17 protein-coding genes are annotated in these 15045 nt (G+C 62.4%); 4 read left to right on the top strand and 13 right to left on the bottom strand.

The annotated features are described in order from the left end of the window. The first annotated feature begins 153 nt into the window (after positions 1-153). Positions 154-1995, top strand: a complete 1842-nt coding sequence (locus ASD31_RS23480) for a DUF882 domain-containing protein (RefSeq protein WP_056339820.1) — start codon at positions 154-156, stop codon at positions 1993-1995. 339 nt (positions 1996-2334) lie between these two features. On the opposite strand, the gene cueR is transcribed toward ASD31_RS23480, so the two are convergent. The 5 genes from cueR to ASD31_RS23455 form a co-directional block, all read right to left on the bottom strand. After that, on the bottom strand, positions 2335-2778 hold the full coding sequence (gene cueR, locus ASD31_RS23475; protein ID WP_056339817.1) for a Cu(I)-responsive transcriptional regulator: 444 nt from the start codon (positions 2776-2778) through the stop codon (positions 2335-2337). Between the two features lie 12 nt (positions 2779-2790). Next, on the bottom strand, positions 2791-5286 hold the full coding sequence (locus tag ASD31_RS23470) for a heavy metal translocating P-type ATPase (RefSeq protein WP_056339814.1): 2496 nt from the start codon (positions 5284-5286) through the stop codon (positions 2791-2793). Positions 5287-5529: 243 nt separating this feature from the next. Then, a complete protein-coding gene (locus tag ASD31_RS23465) occupies positions 5530-5793 on the bottom strand; it encodes a DUF2312 domain-containing protein (protein ID WP_056339810.1) in 264 nt (87 codons plus the stop codon). 131 nt (positions 5794-5924) lie between these two features. Continuing rightward, positions 5925-6230 (bottom strand): DUF1244 domain-containing protein, encoded by a 306-nt coding sequence (locus ASD31_RS23460; RefSeq protein ID WP_056339808.1) that lies wholly within the window; start codon positions 6228-6230, stop codon positions 5925-5927. A 21-nt stretch (positions 6231-6251) separates the two neighbouring features. Continuing rightward, the gene (locus ASD31_RS23455; protein WP_056339806.1) at positions 6252-7046 is read right to left on the bottom strand and encodes an N-formylglutamate amidohydrolase; all 795 of its coding nucleotides are present in this window, start codon (positions 7044-7046) and stop codon (positions 6252-6254) included. A 258-nt stretch (positions 7047-7304) separates the two neighbouring features. On the opposite strand from ASD31_RS23455, the gene ASD31_RS23450 reads away from it, so the two are divergent. Both ASD31_RS23450 and pyk read left to right on the top strand, forming a co-directional pair. After that, on the top strand, positions 7305-7718 hold the full coding sequence (locus ASD31_RS23450) for a DUF1036 domain-containing protein (protein ID WP_056340688.1): 414 nt from the start codon (positions 7305-7307) through the stop codon (positions 7716-7718). Beyond that, the gene (gene pyk, locus ASD31_RS23445) at positions 7715-9154 is read left to right on the top strand and encodes a pyruvate kinase (RefSeq protein ID WP_056339803.1); all 1440 of its coding nucleotides are present in this window, start codon (positions 7715-7717) and stop codon (positions 9152-9154) included. The genes ASD31_RS23450 and pyk overlap by 4 nt, the downstream gene beginning before the upstream one ends. A gap of 116 nt (positions 9155-9270) precedes the next feature. Here pyk and ASD31_RS23440 read toward each other — a convergent pair whose 3' ends face one another. The 6 genes from ASD31_RS23440 to ASD31_RS23415 all read right to left on the bottom strand — a co-directional run bounded on the left by ASD31_RS23440 (position 9271) and on the right by ASD31_RS23415 (position 13259). Continuing rightward, positions 9271-10299, bottom strand: a complete 1029-nt coding sequence (locus tag ASD31_RS23440) for an alpha/beta hydrolase (RefSeq protein ID WP_320409416.1) — start codon at positions 10297-10299, stop codon at positions 9271-9273. 83 nt (positions 10300-10382) lie between these two features. Continuing rightward, positions 10383-10994, bottom strand: coding sequence for a hypothetical protein (locus ASD31_RS23435; RefSeq protein WP_056339796.1), 612 nt, complete (start codon positions 10992-10994; stop codon positions 10383-10385). Positions 10995-11155: 161 nt separating this feature from the next. Next, a complete protein-coding gene (ykgO, locus tag ASD31_RS23430) occupies positions 11156-11281 on the bottom strand; it encodes a type B 50S ribosomal protein L36 (RefSeq protein ID WP_034855034.1) in 126 nt (41 codons plus the stop codon). 184 nt (positions 11282-11465) lie between these two features. Beyond that, positions 11466-12515, bottom strand: coding sequence for a 5-(carboxyamino)imidazole ribonucleotide synthase (locus tag ASD31_RS23425; protein WP_056339793.1), 1050 nt, complete (start codon positions 12513-12515; stop codon positions 11466-11468). Beyond that, positions 12512-12976 carry a 5-(carboxyamino)imidazole ribonucleotide mutase gene (gene purE, locus ASD31_RS23420; protein WP_056340685.1) on the bottom strand — a complete coding sequence of 155 codons (465 nt, stop codon included), beginning with the start codon at positions 12974-12976 and terminating at the stop codon, positions 12512-12514. Before purE ends, ASD31_RS23425 begins: the two co-directional genes overlap by 4 nt. A 79-nt stretch (positions 12977-13055) precedes the next feature. Beyond that, complete coding sequence (locus ASD31_RS23415) at positions 13056-13259, bottom strand: YdcH family protein (RefSeq protein ID WP_037099988.1); 204 nt, start codon at positions 13257-13259, stop codon at positions 13056-13058. 212 nt (positions 13260-13471) lie between these two features. Here ASD31_RS23415 and ASD31_RS23410 point away from each other — a divergent pair, with 212 nt between their 5' ends. Next, positions 13472-13645 carry a YdcH family protein gene (locus ASD31_RS23410; protein WP_082520697.1) on the top strand — a complete coding sequence of 58 codons (174 nt, stop codon included), beginning with the start codon at positions 13472-13474 and terminating at the stop codon, positions 13643-13645. Between the two features lie 187 nt (positions 13646-13832). Here the strand turns inward: ASD31_RS23410 and ASD31_RS23405 are convergent, their stop codons facing one another. After that, positions 13833-14093 carry an ArsR/SmtB family transcription factor gene (locus ASD31_RS23405; RefSeq protein WP_056339788.1) on the bottom strand — a complete coding sequence of 87 codons (261 nt, stop codon included), beginning with the start codon at positions 14091-14093 and terminating at the stop codon, positions 13833-13835. A 130-nt stretch (positions 14094-14223) separates the two neighbouring features. Beyond that, on the bottom strand, positions 14224-15018 hold the full coding sequence (locus ASD31_RS23400) for a sulfite exporter TauE/SafE family protein (RefSeq protein WP_056339785.1): 795 nt from the start codon (positions 15016-15018) through the stop codon (positions 14224-14226). Between the last annotated feature and the right edge of the window lie 27 nt (positions 15019-15045).

Raw genomic sequence — 15045 nt, 5'->3', positions numbered from 1 at the left:
TGTATTCGGCTGTCGTCGTTTAGACCTTGTTAGTGGTCCATTCACTATATTATAAGGATAACCGATGACTGTGGCATAATTGCCATGCTGTCACCGCAATTGACAGTCATCTGAGCTGCCACGGGACGCTTTGTCCGTCGACGGGGATTGAGTTTGCAAAATTTGTTCGGATTCAAGAAGCCTCGCGGCTCCGTGATAAACCGCTTTTGCGCCGCGGTTGCCGTCAAGATGCCGCGCGTTCTTGCATCGCTTCTGATCGCCGCTTCCATGGTCATCCCCGGCATGGCGCCTCCCGTCGAGGCCGCCGGCCAGACGCGTACGCTCAAGCTCTATTTCATCCATACCAAGGAGAAGGCGTCGATCACCTTCAAGCGCAATGGCCGCTATGATGCCAAGGGCTTGCAGCAGATCAACCGTTTCCTGCGCGACTGGCGTCGCAACGAGCCGACGAAGATGGACCCGCGTCTTCTCGATCTCGTCTGGGAAGTCTATCAGAAGAGCGGCTCGCGCGATTATATCCACGTCGTCTCCGCCTATCGTTCCCCAGCCACCAACGGCATGCTACGGTCGCGCTCCAAGGGCGTGGCCAAGAAGAGCCAGCACATGCTCGGCAAGGCGATGGATTTCTACCTGCCCGACGTCAAGCTGAAAACCGTGCGGGAAATCGGCATGAAGTTCCAGGTCGGCGGCGTCGGCTATTATCCGACCTCCGGTTCCCCTTTCATTCATCTGGACGTCGGCGGGGTTCGCGCCTGGCCGCGCATGAACCGCAACGAACTGGTGCGCCTGTTCCCGGATGGCAAGACCATGCACCTGCCGGCCGACGGTAAGCCCCTGCCGGGCTATCAGGTCGCGGTTGCCGACTACAAGCGTCGCGTCGGCGCAAGCGCCATCGAGGTGGCCGGCGGCGGAGCCAAGGGCTCTGGCGACAAGGACGACAGCAAGCGCAAGGGCAATCTGTTCGCCATGCTGTTCGGCGGCGGTGGCGACGAGGATGAAGAACCCGATGCCATTGCCAGCGGCAAAATGGAAGTCGCTGACGAGCAGCCGGCCGCAAGCGCCAAGGTGACGGAAGTCGCCGCTGCGCCGTCATCGCTGCCGGGCGTGGAGAATGCGATCGAGCAGGCATCGGTCGCGGCGCCGGTGCCGGGCGTGCGTCCAGCTTTCAAGGAAATGCCGGCTGACGACGGCGTCGAAGTGGCGCTCGTCGCGCCGCCGCGCAATGCGGCCGCGGATGCGCTGGCCGCCGCAACGAGCGATCCGGCGACGGGCGAAGGCGAATTTGCCGATCTTGCAGGTTACCAGATTCCGGTGCCGCAGATGCTGGGCAAGCGCGGATTGAACGGCGATGCCGGCAGCGGCACGCTGATGGCCTCGACGGATCCGAATGCGGCCGTCCTCGACGAGGATGTTGCGGCGCTGGGCTTCGTGCCGGTCCCGGCAATGAGGCCGGCGGGCGAGGCAGCCCTGATGGCGGTTGCCGATGCCAATGTGGTCGTGCCGTCCTTTGCCGAGCGTAGCGAGACGCAGGCGGTGGCACTGGCACAGCAACCTGCCGACACCATTGCGCAGGCGGAGACCCGCGTCGCCCTGGCAGCGCCGACCCAGCGGCCGGTGGAGATGGCCGCCTTCGCACCGCAGTCCAGCGACGATGCGCGCGCTGCCGTGTTCGAAGACGTCTTCAACACCAGCGATATTCCGGCCAAGGGCAAGCGTCCGAAGAAGGAAGAGGCCGATGCGGCTGCTCGCTCCTCGGTTCGCACCGAGCCTAAACTGACGCGGCAGATCATTTCGGAATGGGCGCTGTCGAATGGACGGATGGCGACGCTGTCCAAGCCGGTCAAGGCACCGCGCTTCGTCAGCAAGACGCTGCGGGCCTCGCCGACCACCGTCTATTCGGCAGGCTTCTCGAACACTGCCGTCTCCGTCGATACGGCCCGCTTCACCGGCAACGCGGTGAATTTCCTCGAAGTCAAGAAGTTCAGCACCAACTGATCTCAGACATTCAACCCGTTAGAAAACCCGCCGGCGACGGGGGGCAGGCTGATGACAAGGCTCAGCTCCCTTGGTGGATGAGATCGGACCCACGATTTCCGTCTTCCTCGCCCTTGTGGCGGGGATCCAGCGACCCGACGTCTGTCGGGTCAAGAGGCCTTTCAGCCCAAGACTTGGGCTGGCTGGATCCCTGTGACAAGCACAGGGATGGCGGAAAGAAGGGGTATCTCTCGCCAAGCCGCACCGCCCCATGAATGATAAGCCTGGCTTTGTCAGCGGTCTGAACCGCCACATGGCGGTTTTTCGTGTCCGGTAGCGCGGTCTGTTACCTGGACATTGTCAGGCAAGCCCGGACAGGCCGAACCTGGGCGGAAGGTGTGGGCTGTTCTCGTCTGGCGCTTCGGCAAAATCGTCGAGGATGGGGCAATCCGGCCGATCGTCGCCATGGCAATGGCCGGCGAGATGTTTCAGCGTTTTCATCATGGCGGCGATCGCGGCCGCCTTGTGCTCCAGTTGCGCGATATGGTCGAGGGCGATCGCCTTGACATCGGCGCTCGCCCGCGAGCGGTCGCGCCACAGCGCCAGCAGCGTCTTCATCTGCTCGACCGAGAAACCGAGATCGCGGGCGCGGCGGATGAAGCGCAGCGTATGGATGTCGTTCTCGCCATAGGTCCGGTAGCTGGTTTCCGTCCGTTGCGGCGGGTCGATCAGCTTGATCTGCTCATAGTAGCGGATCATCTTGGCCGAAACGCCGGACGTCCTGGCTGCTTCACCGATATTCATGTCGATCTCCTTTCATGCGGAAGTGCCGGCTTCGATCTGGAAGCGGCGCAGACGCAGTGCGTTGGCAAGCACGAAGACGCTCGAAAGCGCCATGGCGGCGGCGGCAAGGACCGGCGACAGCAGCATGCCGTTCAACGGATAAAGCAGGCCGGCGGCAACCGGGATAAGGCTGGCATTGTAAGCGAAGGCCCAGAACAGGTTCTGCCGGATATTGCGGATCGTCGCCTTGCCGATGGCGATCGCCTTCGGAACTGCCGTGAGGTCACCCGACATCAAGACGACATCGGCGCTTTCGATGGCGATATCGGTGCCGGTTCCCACGGCAAGCCCGATATCGGCCTGAGACAGGGCCGGCGCGTCGTTGATCCCGTCACCGACAAAGGCGACACGACGCCCGCCTGCCTGCAGCGCCTTAACCGCCTCCACCTTGCCCTCCGGCAGGACCTCGGCGATCACATGGTCGATGCCCAGCTGGCGGGCGATGGCTTGCGCCGTGCGCCTGTTGTCGCCGGTTATCATCGCCACTTTCAGGCCGAGCTCGTGCAAGGCGTGAACAGCCTCTGCCGTTGTCTCCTTCAGCGGATCGGCTACGGCGAGAAGAGCCGCGAGCTTTCCGTCGACGGCCGCATAGATCGGCGTTCGCCCGGCATTGCCGAGCTCGGCGGCCCGGTCGGCGAAGGGCGTCACATCGATGCCCTTCCTGACCATGGCGCGGTCGGCGCCGACGATGACCTCGTGCCCTTCGATCCTGCCGCCGATGCCGTATCCCGGTGCGGCCTGGAAGCCGGCGACATCGGCAAGAGGAAGGCCTTCCGTTCGTGCTGCTGCGAGGATGGCCTCGGCGATGGGATGCTCCGAGCGTGATTCGAGACTGGCGACCAGCCGCAGGACCATGGCCCGGTCGAAGCCATCGGCCATCACGAGGTCGGTCAGTTCCGGCTTGCCGCGGGTCAGCGTACCAGTCTTGTCCAGCGCCACGATATCGATGTCGCGAATGATCTGCAGCGCCTCGCCCTTGCGAAAGAGGATGCCGAGTTCGGCGGCGCGGCCGGTGGCGACCATGATCGAGGTCGGGGTGGCCAGCCCCATGGCGCAGGGGCAGGCGATGATCAGGACGGCCACCGCGTTGACCAGGGCATGGGAAAGGGCCGGCGCCGGGCCGAGCAGCAGCCAGGCGGCAAAGGTGAGGGTGGCGGCCAGGATCACCGCAGGCACGAACCAGCCCGTTACCCGATCGACGAGCGCCTGGATCGGCAGTTTCGCACCTTGCGCCGCCTCGACCATCCCGATGATCCGGGCAAGCAGGGTGTCGGCGCCGATCTTCGTCGCCTCGAAGGTAAAGGAGCCTGTTCCGTTGATCGTGCCGCCGACCACGTCGCCGCCGGCCGATTTCCTCACCGGAACGGGTTCGCCGGTGATCATCGACTGATCGACATAGGATGAACCGTCGATCACCCTGCCATCGACGGGAATGGCTTCGCCCGGGCGAATGCGGACGATATCGCCAAGGCCGACATCGGCGATCTCGATCTCGGTGAACCGGTCGCCGCGCTTCACATGGGCGGTTCTCGGCTGCAGGCCGATCAGTCGCCTGATCGCCTGGCTGGTCCTTCCTTTGGCGCGCGCTTCGAGATAGCGGCCAAGAAGGATCAGGGTGACGATGACGGCGGCAGCCTCGTAATAGACATGGGCGGCACCCGGCGGAAACAGGCCCGGCGCAAATGTGGCGGCCACCGAATAGGCCCAGGCGGCCGAAGTGCCGAGCACGACCAGCGAATTCATGTCGGGCGCCAGGCGAAAGAGGTTGGGAATGCCTTTCCTGAAGAAGCGAAAACCCGGCCCGAACAGGACCAGCGTGGCGAGGACGAACTGGAGGAGCCGGTAATTGTCCATGCCGATCCCAGCCATGATCCGGTCATGAATGGCAGGCACGGCATGCGAGCCCATTTCAAAAAGGAAAAGCGGCAGCGTCAACGCCGCCGACAGGGCAAGCGACAGCTTCAGCCCGGCCATTTCGTGACGGCGCCGATTCTCGGCGTTGTCGCCGGAAGCCTTCGCAGTCGCCGGGCGCAGACGATATCCCGCCGCGCGCACTGCCTCTTCCAGCCGGTGTTGCCCCGTGCCGGGCAGAGCACGGACGGTTGCTTTTTCCGTCGCGAGATTGACCGATGCCTCCGCGACGCCCGGAACGGTGCGGAGGGCCTTTTCGACGCGGGACACACAGGAGGCGCAATTCATGCCCTCGATGTCCAATTCGCGAGTTTCGATCGTAGCCGTGTAGCCGGCCTTTTCGACCGCCTGGAGAAGGGGCTGCATCGGCACGCCGCGCTCGAGCCCGATCGTCGCCTTGCCGGTCGCAAGGTTGACCGCCACTGAAGCGACGCCGGAAACGGCGGCAACTGCCTTCTCGACGCGAGAGACGCAAGAGGCGCAGTTCATACCCTCTATGGGCATGACGATCGTTTCATGCGGGAGGCTTGGAGTTTCTATCCTGGCGATGGCAGTCATGAGGGGATTCCTTCGTTACTACCAGGGTAGATAAGCCTTCCAATCATGGGAAGGTCAAGGCCTTGTCCGCCGTCGTCAGGCGGATTGCGCCCAGCGCCCGTGACATGCCGTTGGCGCCGAGGAATTCAGGATAGGGGCGATGGGACAGGTCGCAAAAAACCCGCCGGAAGGCGGGTTTTGAAGGAATGCCGCGAATGTGGAAAGACCCACACCGGCAATCCGGCGCCGACGGAGCGGTTGGCCTTATTCGGCTTCCGGCGCCTCGATCATGCCAAGGGCGGCGAGATAGGTATCGAGAATGGCTTCCTGCTCCATGCGCTCGTCCTTGTCCTGCTTGCGGATGGCGATGACCTTCTTGAGGATCTTCGTATCGAAGCCGGTTCCCTTTGCCTCGCCATAGACATCCTTGATGTCGTCGGCGATGGTCTTCTTTTCTTCTTCCAGACGCTCGATCCGTTCGATGAAAGAACGGAGCTGGTCGCGGGCGACGCCATGGGCATCCGACATGGTCTTCTCCTAACAGGTTGGGGAGTGAAATTGTGAGGCTGTGACCTGCCGCGAAGTCGCCCGAAGGTCAAGTGACATTGCGCAACATCGCGGCAATTTCCCCTGCCGCCGCCTTCATCTTATTTCTCGGCCTATTCCTTGGGCCCGTTTCGCTCGAAGGCGGCCTTCTGGGCGTCGGACGCCTCGCGCTGGTTCAGCCTTTGCCATTCCTCATAGGGCATGCCGTAGACGATCTCGCGGGCGCGCGCCTTGTCCATCGTCACGCCGGCGTCATTGGCGGCTTCACTGTACCAGTTGGCCAGGCAGTTGCGGCAGAAACCGGCAAGGTTCATCAGGTCGATGTTCTGGACATCGCTGCGCTCGCGTAAATGAGCGGCAAGGCGGCGAAAGGCGGCCGCCTCGAATTCAAGTTGTTGCTGCGGTGTGGGCTCGCTCATCGTTCCTGCTTTCCATTCTGGTCAAAAATCATAAGGGCCGGTGCGCGAGGGAGTGCGCCTGATCTCGTGCAGGTCCGGCCGTTCGTTCAACTGGGCAAGGATCGGCCCCAGCCGCGCGTCCCACTCGGCCACCCCCAACTCGTCGCCGATCAGGTCCTGGCGCACTTCGATCAGCGCATGGGCAAGGCCTGTCTCCATGCAGTGTCGGAACATCGTGTCGCCACGCAGCGCGCCGTCATAGGGCTCGTTGTCGCCGACCAGAATGTCGCCCGGCGCTTCCAGCGCCTCGATCAGCGGGCGGACGGCGCGCGGATCGCTGTCCCACAGGACCGCGGCATGCCAGGGGCGCGCAACGCCCTTCCAGGCGGGCGTATAGGAATGGAGCGAGACGATCAGCGGCGCCTTGCCGCTGGCCGCAGCGACGGCGGCGATGGTTTGCGAGACGGCGCGGTGATAGGGCCGGTGGAAGCGGTTGAGCCGGTTTTCCCATTCCTGCGCGCTGATCGGGTGATTTCCCGGGATGATGGCGCCATCGGAGATCTTCATGATCAGCGTCGGATCGTCCTCGCCCCTATTGGGATCGATCAGAAGCCGTGAAAAGCAGCTGAGCACCGCCGGCACGTTAAGCCGGCTGGCCAGCCTGCGCACCAGCGGCTCGACGCCGATATCATAGGCGATATGCCGGCCGAAGGCGCTTTCCGGCAGGCCAAGCCGGCCATATTCCGGCGGCAGCCGATTGGTGGCATGGTCGGCGAGCAGCACGAGGCCGGCTTTCGCATTTCCCTCTATGATCTCGAAAGGCGGTGTTTGCGGCATACAGTATCAACTCCTTTCGGGCTTGACGAAATTTGATGGCATGCAGTCGAGGCGAGAGCAAGACAATGGCGGCTATGTGCGCTTTCGGTCAACAGAATCCCGGATGCAATCGATTAGAGTCGCGTTGACATTCCTGCCTCACCGTCGCAAGAAAGTGCCACGACAAATCACAATGGAGACCCATTGGAAACCGTGTCCAGATATCCCCTTTCCAGGCTGAACGTAAAAAACCGGTTCTTCGGCGCCATCGTGTTGTTCATGCTGGCTACCCTTGCGCCTTTCCTGGCGGCAGGCGAGGCGCGGGCCGAGTTCCGCGTCTGCAACGGCACGCAGAATCTCGTCGGTGTGGCCATCGGCTACCGGGCCAAGGAAGGCTGGATATCGGAGGGCTGGTGGCAGGTTCCCGCAACCACCTGTGCGACGCTGATCGAGGGCGAACTGCAATCCCGCTATTATTATCTCTATGCCGAGGATGCTGCCCGGGGCGGGCGCTGGACGGGCAATGTCAATATGTGCGTGGCCGAAAACGAGTTCAAGATCGTCGGCGTGCAGGATTGTTTCGCGCGCGGTTTCCAGCGCATGGGATTCAAGGAATATGATACGGGACGTCAGGGAAGCTGGATGGTTCAGTTGTCCGATACCCCAGGGACTGAAGAAAGCCAGAATCGATGAAGCGGAACAGAAAAGTCAAAATCCTCGCGACGCTCGGACCCGTGTCCAGCGAAGAAGAGATGATCCAGAAACTGCATGAGGCGGGGGCTGATCTTTTCCGTATCAATATGAGTCATGCCAGCCATGAGATGATGCGCATGCTCGTCAAGCGGATCCGCAATGTCGAGGCGCGCTGCGGCCGGCCGATCGGCATCCTCGCCGATCTCCAAGGACCGAAACTGCGCGTCGGCAAGTTTGCCGCCGGCAAGGTGGATCTCGTCCCAGGCCAGAGTTTTACGCTGGACAACAGGGACGAGCCGGGCGATGCCAAGCGCGTCTTCCTGCCGCATCCGGAAATCCTCGAATCCGTCAAACCCGGCCATCGCCTTTTGATCGATGACGGCAAGCTGCATCTGCGGGCCGAAAAATGCGACGGCAAGAGCATCGTCTGCACCGTCATTTCCGGCACGAAGATCTCCGATCGCAAGGGCGTCAGCCTGCCCGATACGCTGCTGAGCGTCGGTGCCCTCACCGAAAAGGACCGCGCCGACCTCGATGCCGTGCTCGAAACCGACGATATCGACTGGGTGGCGCTGTCGTTCATCCAGCGACCGGAAGACCTTTCCGAGGTCCGCAAGGTCTCGCGCGGTCGGGTCGGGCTGATGTCGAAGATCGAAAAGCCGCAGGCGATCGAGCGGATCGACGAGATCATCGAATTGTCCGATGCGCTGATGGTGGCGCGCGGCGATCTCGGCGTGGAAATGCCGCTTGAGGCCGTGCCCGGCCTGCAGAAGCAACTGATCCGCGCGGCCCGGCGCGCCGGCAAGCCGGTCGTGGTCGCCACGCAGATGCTGGAATCGATGATCTCGGCGCCGGTGCCGACCCGCGCCGAAGTGTCCGATGTCGCCACCGCCGTTTTCGAGGGCGCCGATGCGATCATGCTCTCGGCCGAATCGGCATCGGGCGACTATCCGCTCGAAGCCGTCGCCACGATGGCTTCGATTGCCAGCAAGATCGAAACCGATCCACATTATTCCGGCATCATCTATGCCCAGCGCACGCCGCCGGAGGCGACCGGCGCCGACGCGATCTCGCTTGCCGCCCACCAGATCGCCGAGACGCTGAAACTGTCGGCCATCGTCTGTTACACCTCTTCGGGCACGACGGGCCTGCGCGCGGCGCGCGAGCGCCCGCAGGTGCCGATCCTTGCGCTATCTCCGGTGATCCAGACGGCACGCCGCCTGGCCGTCGTCTGGGGTCTGCACTGTGTCGTTACAAGCGATGCGACCGACCTCGACGACATGGTGAACCGCGCCTGTCGCATCGTCGTCTCGGAAGGCTTCGGCAAGCCGGGCGACCGGATCATCATTTCGGCCGGCGTGCCGCTCGGAACGCCTGGCGCCACCAATATGCTGAGGATCGCCTATATCGGTGCCGATGGTCAGAGCGGCGTCTGAATTCCTCGTTTAAAACCAGGAAGCCGCCGGAGCGATCCGGCGGCTTTTTGTTGCCCGCATGATGACCAAGGGCGCTGTCCCGATGGGCGGGCGGGTTGGTGCAAAAGCGCGTAAACTTAATCTTCCACGATGATTTGTGCTTCCGCTTGCCTTGCCAAGCCGTCCAGGTCGCGTGATTTAGCAGCCAGGCTTTCGATGGCGGCGATGGCCAGATCGGTGACGATGTAATCCGGTTTGTGGCCGAGATTGTGGACGCGCAGCAGTTTCGATCCGGCGATATCGGCGTGCAGCTGGCGGGAATGGATTTCCGGAAAGACGATGCGATCGGCGTCGCCGGTGATGATCACGGTGGGCGCCTTGATCTCCCGATACCGTGGCGACACGCGTTTCACATAGTCGAGCAGATTGGCGATATCCACGGCATTGTTGCGAAAGGCGTGAGGCCTCAGCGCCAGATAGGCGGAGGTCCGTTCGATATAGTCGTCGGGTCGGGGATTGGGCGCGAATACCACCTGGGTGGCCTTGTTTATGGCGGCAAGACCGACGGGCGGCGCGACGAGCGTCGAAAACAGCCAGCCAAGGACCGGCAGTCTGGCGGCGTCGTAATACCATTCGATACCGCCCGGCCAGGGATGGGTGGCCGGCGACAGAAACAGCAGGCCTGCCACCATCTCCTTGTAGTTCAAGGCGAAGCTGGCGGCGATGGCGCCGCCGAAGGAATGGCTGACGATGATTGCCCGGTCGATGCCGCGCTTGCGCATCAGGGCGGCAATGGCATCGGCCTGGCCGTCCGGATAGGCATTTTGCGGCCCGCCGCGATCAGAGAATCCAAAGCCGGGCCGGTCGAGGAAAAGCAGGTCGGCGCGGCCCTTGAGCTTGTCGCCGAAGGCGATCATCGGATCGAGAAGATTGGCGCTGGCGCCGTGGATGAAGACGATGGCCGGCAGGTCGGCGCCCTCCGAACGGGGCATGTACACGCTGTTCATCCGGTAGCCGCCGATATCGATGCGCTCGCCCCGGTTTGGATTGTTTCTTTCGAAGGCCGCCGCCTGATAGGCGCTGAAGGCAAATGCGGCGGCAAGCGCGAGGAGACAGAAAGAGGCAAGAAGCAGCATGGCGTTCCGGGTAGCAGGGCGCATCGTCATCCTTTCGCATATCCCGGCGCGCGGGGCGGATCACTGGAACCGATACGAGTGGAAACGGCCGCCGGTTTCGCGGCCGGGAGAGATCATGTGCGATTGCCGGCGAGCTTTTCCTGTAGCTCTCCAAGCTGTTCCTGGGCCTTCCGCTCGGCGGGATAGACGGCAAGGAACTGTTCCCAGGCGCGCAGCGCCAGTTCGTCCTCGCCGGCCGAGGTGAGGATTGTTGCCATGCCGGCCAGGGCGCCGAAATGGCGCGGCTCGATCGCCAGAACCCGGTTGATGTCCGACATCGACTTGCGGAAATTACCCATCTGGAAATGCAGCGTGGCGCGCTGGTTCCAGCCCTCCACATAATCAGGGGAAAGCGCCACGACCTGGTCGAACATATCGAGGGCCGCCGCCTGGCGATTCGTTTCCATCGCCTTTGTCGCCCATAGCATCAGGAGATTGATCGTGGCGCTGCCGGATTCCTGCCATTCGATGCGGATGCGATCGGAAATATCGCGGGCCTTGTCGGCGTCGCTTTCGCGCTTCAGTTCGGAAAACAGCGTGTCCAGCCGCTGGCGGGGCGTGGACAGATCCGGCGCGGCATTTTCCTGCGGCGCGGCGGGCTCGGCGGCTTGGAGAGAGGGGCCGGCGGTAATCGAGGCGGCCAGCAGCACACCGGCGATCAGAAAGGAAGACACGCGTTTTGCCATGGCAGATAAATTAGTCCACCACGGCCGAAGATCAAATCAAATTTAGGACATCAAGCCGATGGCCTGCAGGCACTGCAGTCGCGCAGAAACCCATCGCGCCGAAGGCCGTCAGAGCCTCAGGCGAGCGAAACTGGTTTCCGGCGGCAAGCAGATGCAAGGGCTCAGCCCTGGCGAGCCTTGAAGCGCGGGTTCAGCTTGTTGATGATGTAGACGCGGCCCTTGCGGCGCACCAGGCGGTTTTCGCGGTGGCGTGCCTTCAGCGACTTGAGCGAATTTTTGATCTTCATTTTTCTGATCCGCAGTTTCGGCGAACTTGAATTCGCCGGTCTTTAACAATCAAAAGCGCGCCTGCAGACCGGTAAGGCCGAGCGCGCTCTTAGGGTGGCAGGCAAATAACCCGGCATCGCAAATGTGTCAACCATAGTGCGCCGGTTTTCGCGCCGGTACCGGGCTTTTCTGTGGGTTGAAGCCTCAGGTCAGCCAGGTGACATGGCCCATCTTGCGCCCTGGTCGCGCTTCGGCCTTGCCATAGAGATGCACCAGCGCGTTTGGCTTCGAAAGCCAGGCGGGCAGAGTATCGATATCGTCGCCGATCAGGTTTTGCATGACGCAGTCGGAATGTCTGGCGCCGTCCGACAGGGGCAGGCCGGCAACGGCGCGGATATGCTGCTCGAACTGGGAGACCACGCAAGCCGCCTCCGTCCAGTGGCCGGAATTATGGACGCGCGGGGCAATTTCATTGGCGATCAGCGTTCCGTCGGCAAGCACGAAGAATTCCATGCCGATGACACCGACATAGCCGAGCGCCGACAGGACGGAACCCACAGCATGCCGGGCGGCCTGTGCAGTGGTCTCATTGATCGCGGCCGGCACGGTCGAAGTATGGAGGATGCCGTTGCGATGGACATTCTCCGCCGGATCGAAACAGGCGATTGCACCATCGATGCCGCGGGCGGCGATGATCGAGATTTCCCGCTCGAAGGCAACGAAGCTTTCGAGCACGAGCGGAACGCCGCCAAGCGCCTCATAAGCGCCGGCAGCATCGTCGCTGGCCTGCCGGAACACTCGCTGGCCCTTGCCGTCATAGCCAAGGCGGCGGGTCTTCAGCACGCCCTGGCCGGAAAAATCGGCAAGCGCCCGTTCCAGCTGCTGCTGGTCGTCGACGGTATGGAAGCCGGCCGTGGCAATGCCGCAGCCATTGAGGAAGCGTTTTTCGGTGACCCGGTCCTGGGCCACTTCCAACGCCTTCGGCGGCGGATAGACCGGCAGCGAGCGGGCTAGCCGTTCGGCCGCATCGACCGGAACATTCTCGAATTCATAGGTGACGAGATCGCAGGCCTGCGCAAGCCGTGCAAGCGCCTCTTCGTCATCATAGGCGGCAATGATCTGGCTATTGGCCACCTGTGCGGCGGGACAGTCGGCCTGCGGCTCGAGGATCACGGTGCGAAAATTCAGCCGGGCGGCCGCCATCGCCAGCATGCGGCCAAGCTGGCCACCGCCGATAATGCCGATCGTTCTCATGCCTGGTCCACGGGATATTCGGCAACGGTCGCCGTTTGCTGTTCGCGCCAGTCGTCGAGCCTGTCGGCGAGGTCCGGGTCGCTGAGCGCCAGGACGGCTGCCGCAAGCAAGGCGGCATTGACGGCGCCGGCGCGGCCGATCGCCAGCGTGCCGACGGGAATGCCGGCCGGCATCTGGACAATCGACAAAAGGCTGTCCTGGCCCGAAAGCGCCTTGGACTGGACGGGAACGCCGAAGACCGGCAGGGGCGTCATCGAAGCTGCCATTCCCGGCAGATGGGCGGCACCGCCGGCACCGGCGATGATCACCTTGAAACCCTCGTCGCGGGCGCCCTTGGCAAAGCTCACCAACCGATCGGGGGTGCGGTGCGCCGAAACGATACGGGCGTCATAGGCGATATCGAGCGCATCGAGCGTATCGGCCGCATTCTTCATGGTTTCCCAATCGGACTGGCTGCCCATGATAATGGCGACGGGCGGGTTTGATGCATTCGTCAAATTGTTCGTTCCGCTTGTTTGCAGGGCGAGATCCGGGCCGCCGTCAGGCGATGATATCGGGGATGATCAGGTCCTCGATCTTGGTGATCTTGTCCTTGATGACCAGTTTCTTCTTCTTCATCCGCTGGATGCGCAGGGCGTCGCAACCCGTCTGGATCATGGCGTTGATTGCGACATCATAGTCTTCGTGCTCCTGTCTCAGCCGCGCTACGCTTAGTCTGAGTTCGGCCTGATCCTGGTCTGGCATGGATGGTTCCCCGTCGGCGCCGGCAGCAGATAGTCTGCTATCCGCATCAAATCGAGCGTCGCTCTAGCACAGAATTGTCGGTAACGGGAAGTTATCCTTGGTCACGATTTCGCCTTCGACAAATGAAAGATAGCATGGCACACTCGCTGTGTTACGACGTGGAACATCCGGCATCTATTGATCGGATGCAAGCAAAAGGAAGGGACTGCCACATGACCATTGAGGCTCATCTTGCAACGCTTGAGAAAAAACATGGTGTTCTGGAGCAGGAGCTCCATTCGGCTCTCACCCAGCCGTCTGCCCAAGACGTACACATTGCCGACATCAAGCGTCGGAAGCTGCGCTTGAAGGACGAAATCCAGAAGATTCGCTCTTCAACTCACTGATTAGGTAAAGCAATCTCATTCATCGGGAGACTTTTGTCCGAACGCTGGACTGCATGGCCGAAAAGCCGGATATGACATTCGCAGGCCTGCTCCAGCCTTTTCGATAGGCGGAAGTGTCGAGCGCGGACATGAGGTCCGCCAGTGCCGCAGTATCAAGTTTCCCGATGTCTGGCCTTCCCGGCCTCAGCTACGACCAGAACTGATCCAGCCAGAGATTGACCCTGTCGAAACCGGGCCTGTTGATCGCATAGATCCGCTTCGTGCCGCTTGCCGACACCGAGACGAGCCCGGCCTCCAGCAAAGCCTTCAGATGTTGAGACACGGCGGGGCGGCTTATCGGTAGTCCTTGCGCCAGTTCGTTGACCGTGCGCGGCGCGCGCCGCAATTCCTCCAGCAGATATCGCCGGTTCGGATCCGAGATCGCAACGAAGGGATCGACATTGGTCATGACCGGAAAACTAGGTGAATTCGCTCTTACCGGCAAGCGGATGGCGCGGCGCAATGATATCCGCTGCGTTGCAGCATGAACCATGCGTGGTGCTTATCCGCAAGGATTAGGGTCGGTGCCGGCGGGCCGTTCACGCTCCGCCGGCAAGAACCGTGATCCCGTCATAGATGAGTTTCAGCCCGGCCAGGAAGGCCATCAGATACATGAACGGATAGAAGATCTGCGGCTGGATGCGGCGCACGATGAAGGCGCCGGCGACGGTTGCCAGCATGGCGAGCGGGAAGAGGGTCAGCGATATCGACAAATTGCTGAAATCCAGCTGGCCGAGCGCGAAATAGGGCACGAGCTTGACGGCATTGAGGATGGCGAAGAACCGGACGATCGTGCCGATATAATCGCGCGGCGGCAGTTTGAGCGGCAGGGCATAGATCTGGAAAGGCGGGCCGCCGGCATGGGCGACGAAACTGCCGTAGCCGGCAAGGGCGCCGAGGAGATGCGCCAGCATCGGTTTGTGCGGCCTGGCGGCAATGACGGCGCCGCTGCGCATCCGCCAGCTCATATGGACATAGCGAAGGACGAAAAGAACGGTGATCAGGCCGATGATCAGCCGCAGTGCGTCGCGCGGCACGAAGGCCGACGTCGCCCAGCCGATGGCGATGCCGGCAAGGGCGCCGGGCAGGAGGATCGTCAGGGTCCGCCTGTCGCCATGCTGGCGCCACATCCACAGCGAGACCATGTCCATGGCGATCAGGATCGGCAGCAGCAGCGCCGCCGCCTGCACCGGCGGGACCGCCAGCGACAGGAGCGGCACGCCCATCAGGGACAATGCCTCGCCCATGCCACCCTTGCTGAGGCCGACGAGCAGAACCGCCGGAATGGCGATGGCATAGAATTGAAGGTCCGGAAAATGAAAATCGGCGAGCATGGGTATCGGTTGATCCTTTGGCCTGCA

It is taken from the genome of Rhizobium sp. Root482, from assembly GCF_001426565.1.
Taxonomy (GTDB): domain Bacteria; phylum Pseudomonadota; class Alphaproteobacteria; order Rhizobiales; family Rhizobiaceae; genus Pararhizobium.
Note: the sequence above shows the minus strand (reverse complement) of the source record. Positions and strands in the feature narration are given on the sequence as shown.

What these genes read in the sequence shown, in the direction of transcription:
- ASD31_RS23465 (WP_056339810.1), bottom strand. Translation starts at nt 5,793, where the DNA reads ATGTCGGATGCCCATGGCGTCGCCCGCGACCAGCTCCGTTCTTTCATC.
- ASD31_RS23455 (WP_056339806.1), bottom strand. Translation starts at nt 7,046, where the DNA reads ATGCCGCAAACACCGCCTTTCGAGATCATAGAGGGAAATGCGAAAGCC.
- ASD31_RS23435 (WP_056339796.1), bottom strand. Translation starts at nt 10,994, where the DNA reads ATGGCAAAACGCGTGTCTTCCTTTCTGATCGCCGGTGTGCTGCTGGCC.
- ASD31_RS23405 (WP_056339788.1), bottom strand. Translation starts at nt 14,093, where the DNA reads ATGACCAATGTCGATCCCTTCGTTGCGATCTCGGATCCGAACCGGCGA.
- ASD31_RS23400 (WP_056339785.1), bottom strand. Translation starts at nt 15,018, where the DNA reads ATGCTCGCCGATTTTCATTTTCCGGACCTTCAATTCTATGCCATCGCC.
- pyk (WP_056339803.1), top strand. Translation starts at nt 7,715, where the DNA reads ATGAAGCGGAACAGAAAAGTCAAAATCCTCGCGACGCTCGGACCCGTG.
- ASD31_RS23450 (WP_056340688.1), top strand. Translation starts at nt 7,305, where the DNA reads ATGCTGGCTACCCTTGCGCCTTTCCTGGCGGCAGGCGAGGCGCGGGCC.
- purE (WP_056340685.1), bottom strand. Translation starts at nt 12,976, where the DNA reads ATGGGCAGCCAGTCCGATTGGGAAACCATGAAGAATGCGGCCGATACG.
- ASD31_RS23425 (WP_056339793.1), bottom strand. Translation starts at nt 12,515, where the DNA reads ATGAGAACGATCGGCATTATCGGCGGTGGCCAGCTTGGCCGCATGCTG.
- ykgO (WP_034855034.1), bottom strand. Translation starts at nt 11,281, where the DNA reads ATGAAGATCAAAAATTCGCTCAAGTCGCTGAAGGCACGCCACCGCGAA.
- ASD31_RS23410 (WP_082520697.1), top strand. Translation starts at nt 13,472, where the DNA reads ATGACCATTGAGGCTCATCTTGCAACGCTTGAGAAAAAACATGGTGTT.
- ASD31_RS23460 (WP_056339808.1), bottom strand. Translation starts at nt 6,230, where the DNA reads ATGAGCGAGCCCACACCGCAGCAACAACTTGAATTCGAGGCGGCCGCC.
- cueR (WP_056339817.1), bottom strand. Translation starts at nt 2,778, where the DNA reads ATGAATATCGGTGAAGCAGCCAGGACGTCCGGCGTTTCGGCCAAGATG.
- ASD31_RS23440 (WP_320409416.1), bottom strand. Translation starts at nt 10,299, where the DNA reads ATGACGATGCGCCCTGCTACCCGGAACGCCATGCTGCTTCTTGCCTCT.
- ASD31_RS23415 (WP_037099988.1), bottom strand. Translation starts at nt 13,259, where the DNA reads ATGCCAGACCAGGATCAGGCCGAACTCAGACTAAGCGTAGCGCGGCTG.
- ASD31_RS23470 (WP_056339814.1), bottom strand. Translation starts at nt 5,286, where the DNA reads ATGACTGCCATCGCCAGGATAGAAACTCCAAGCCTCCCGCATGAAACG.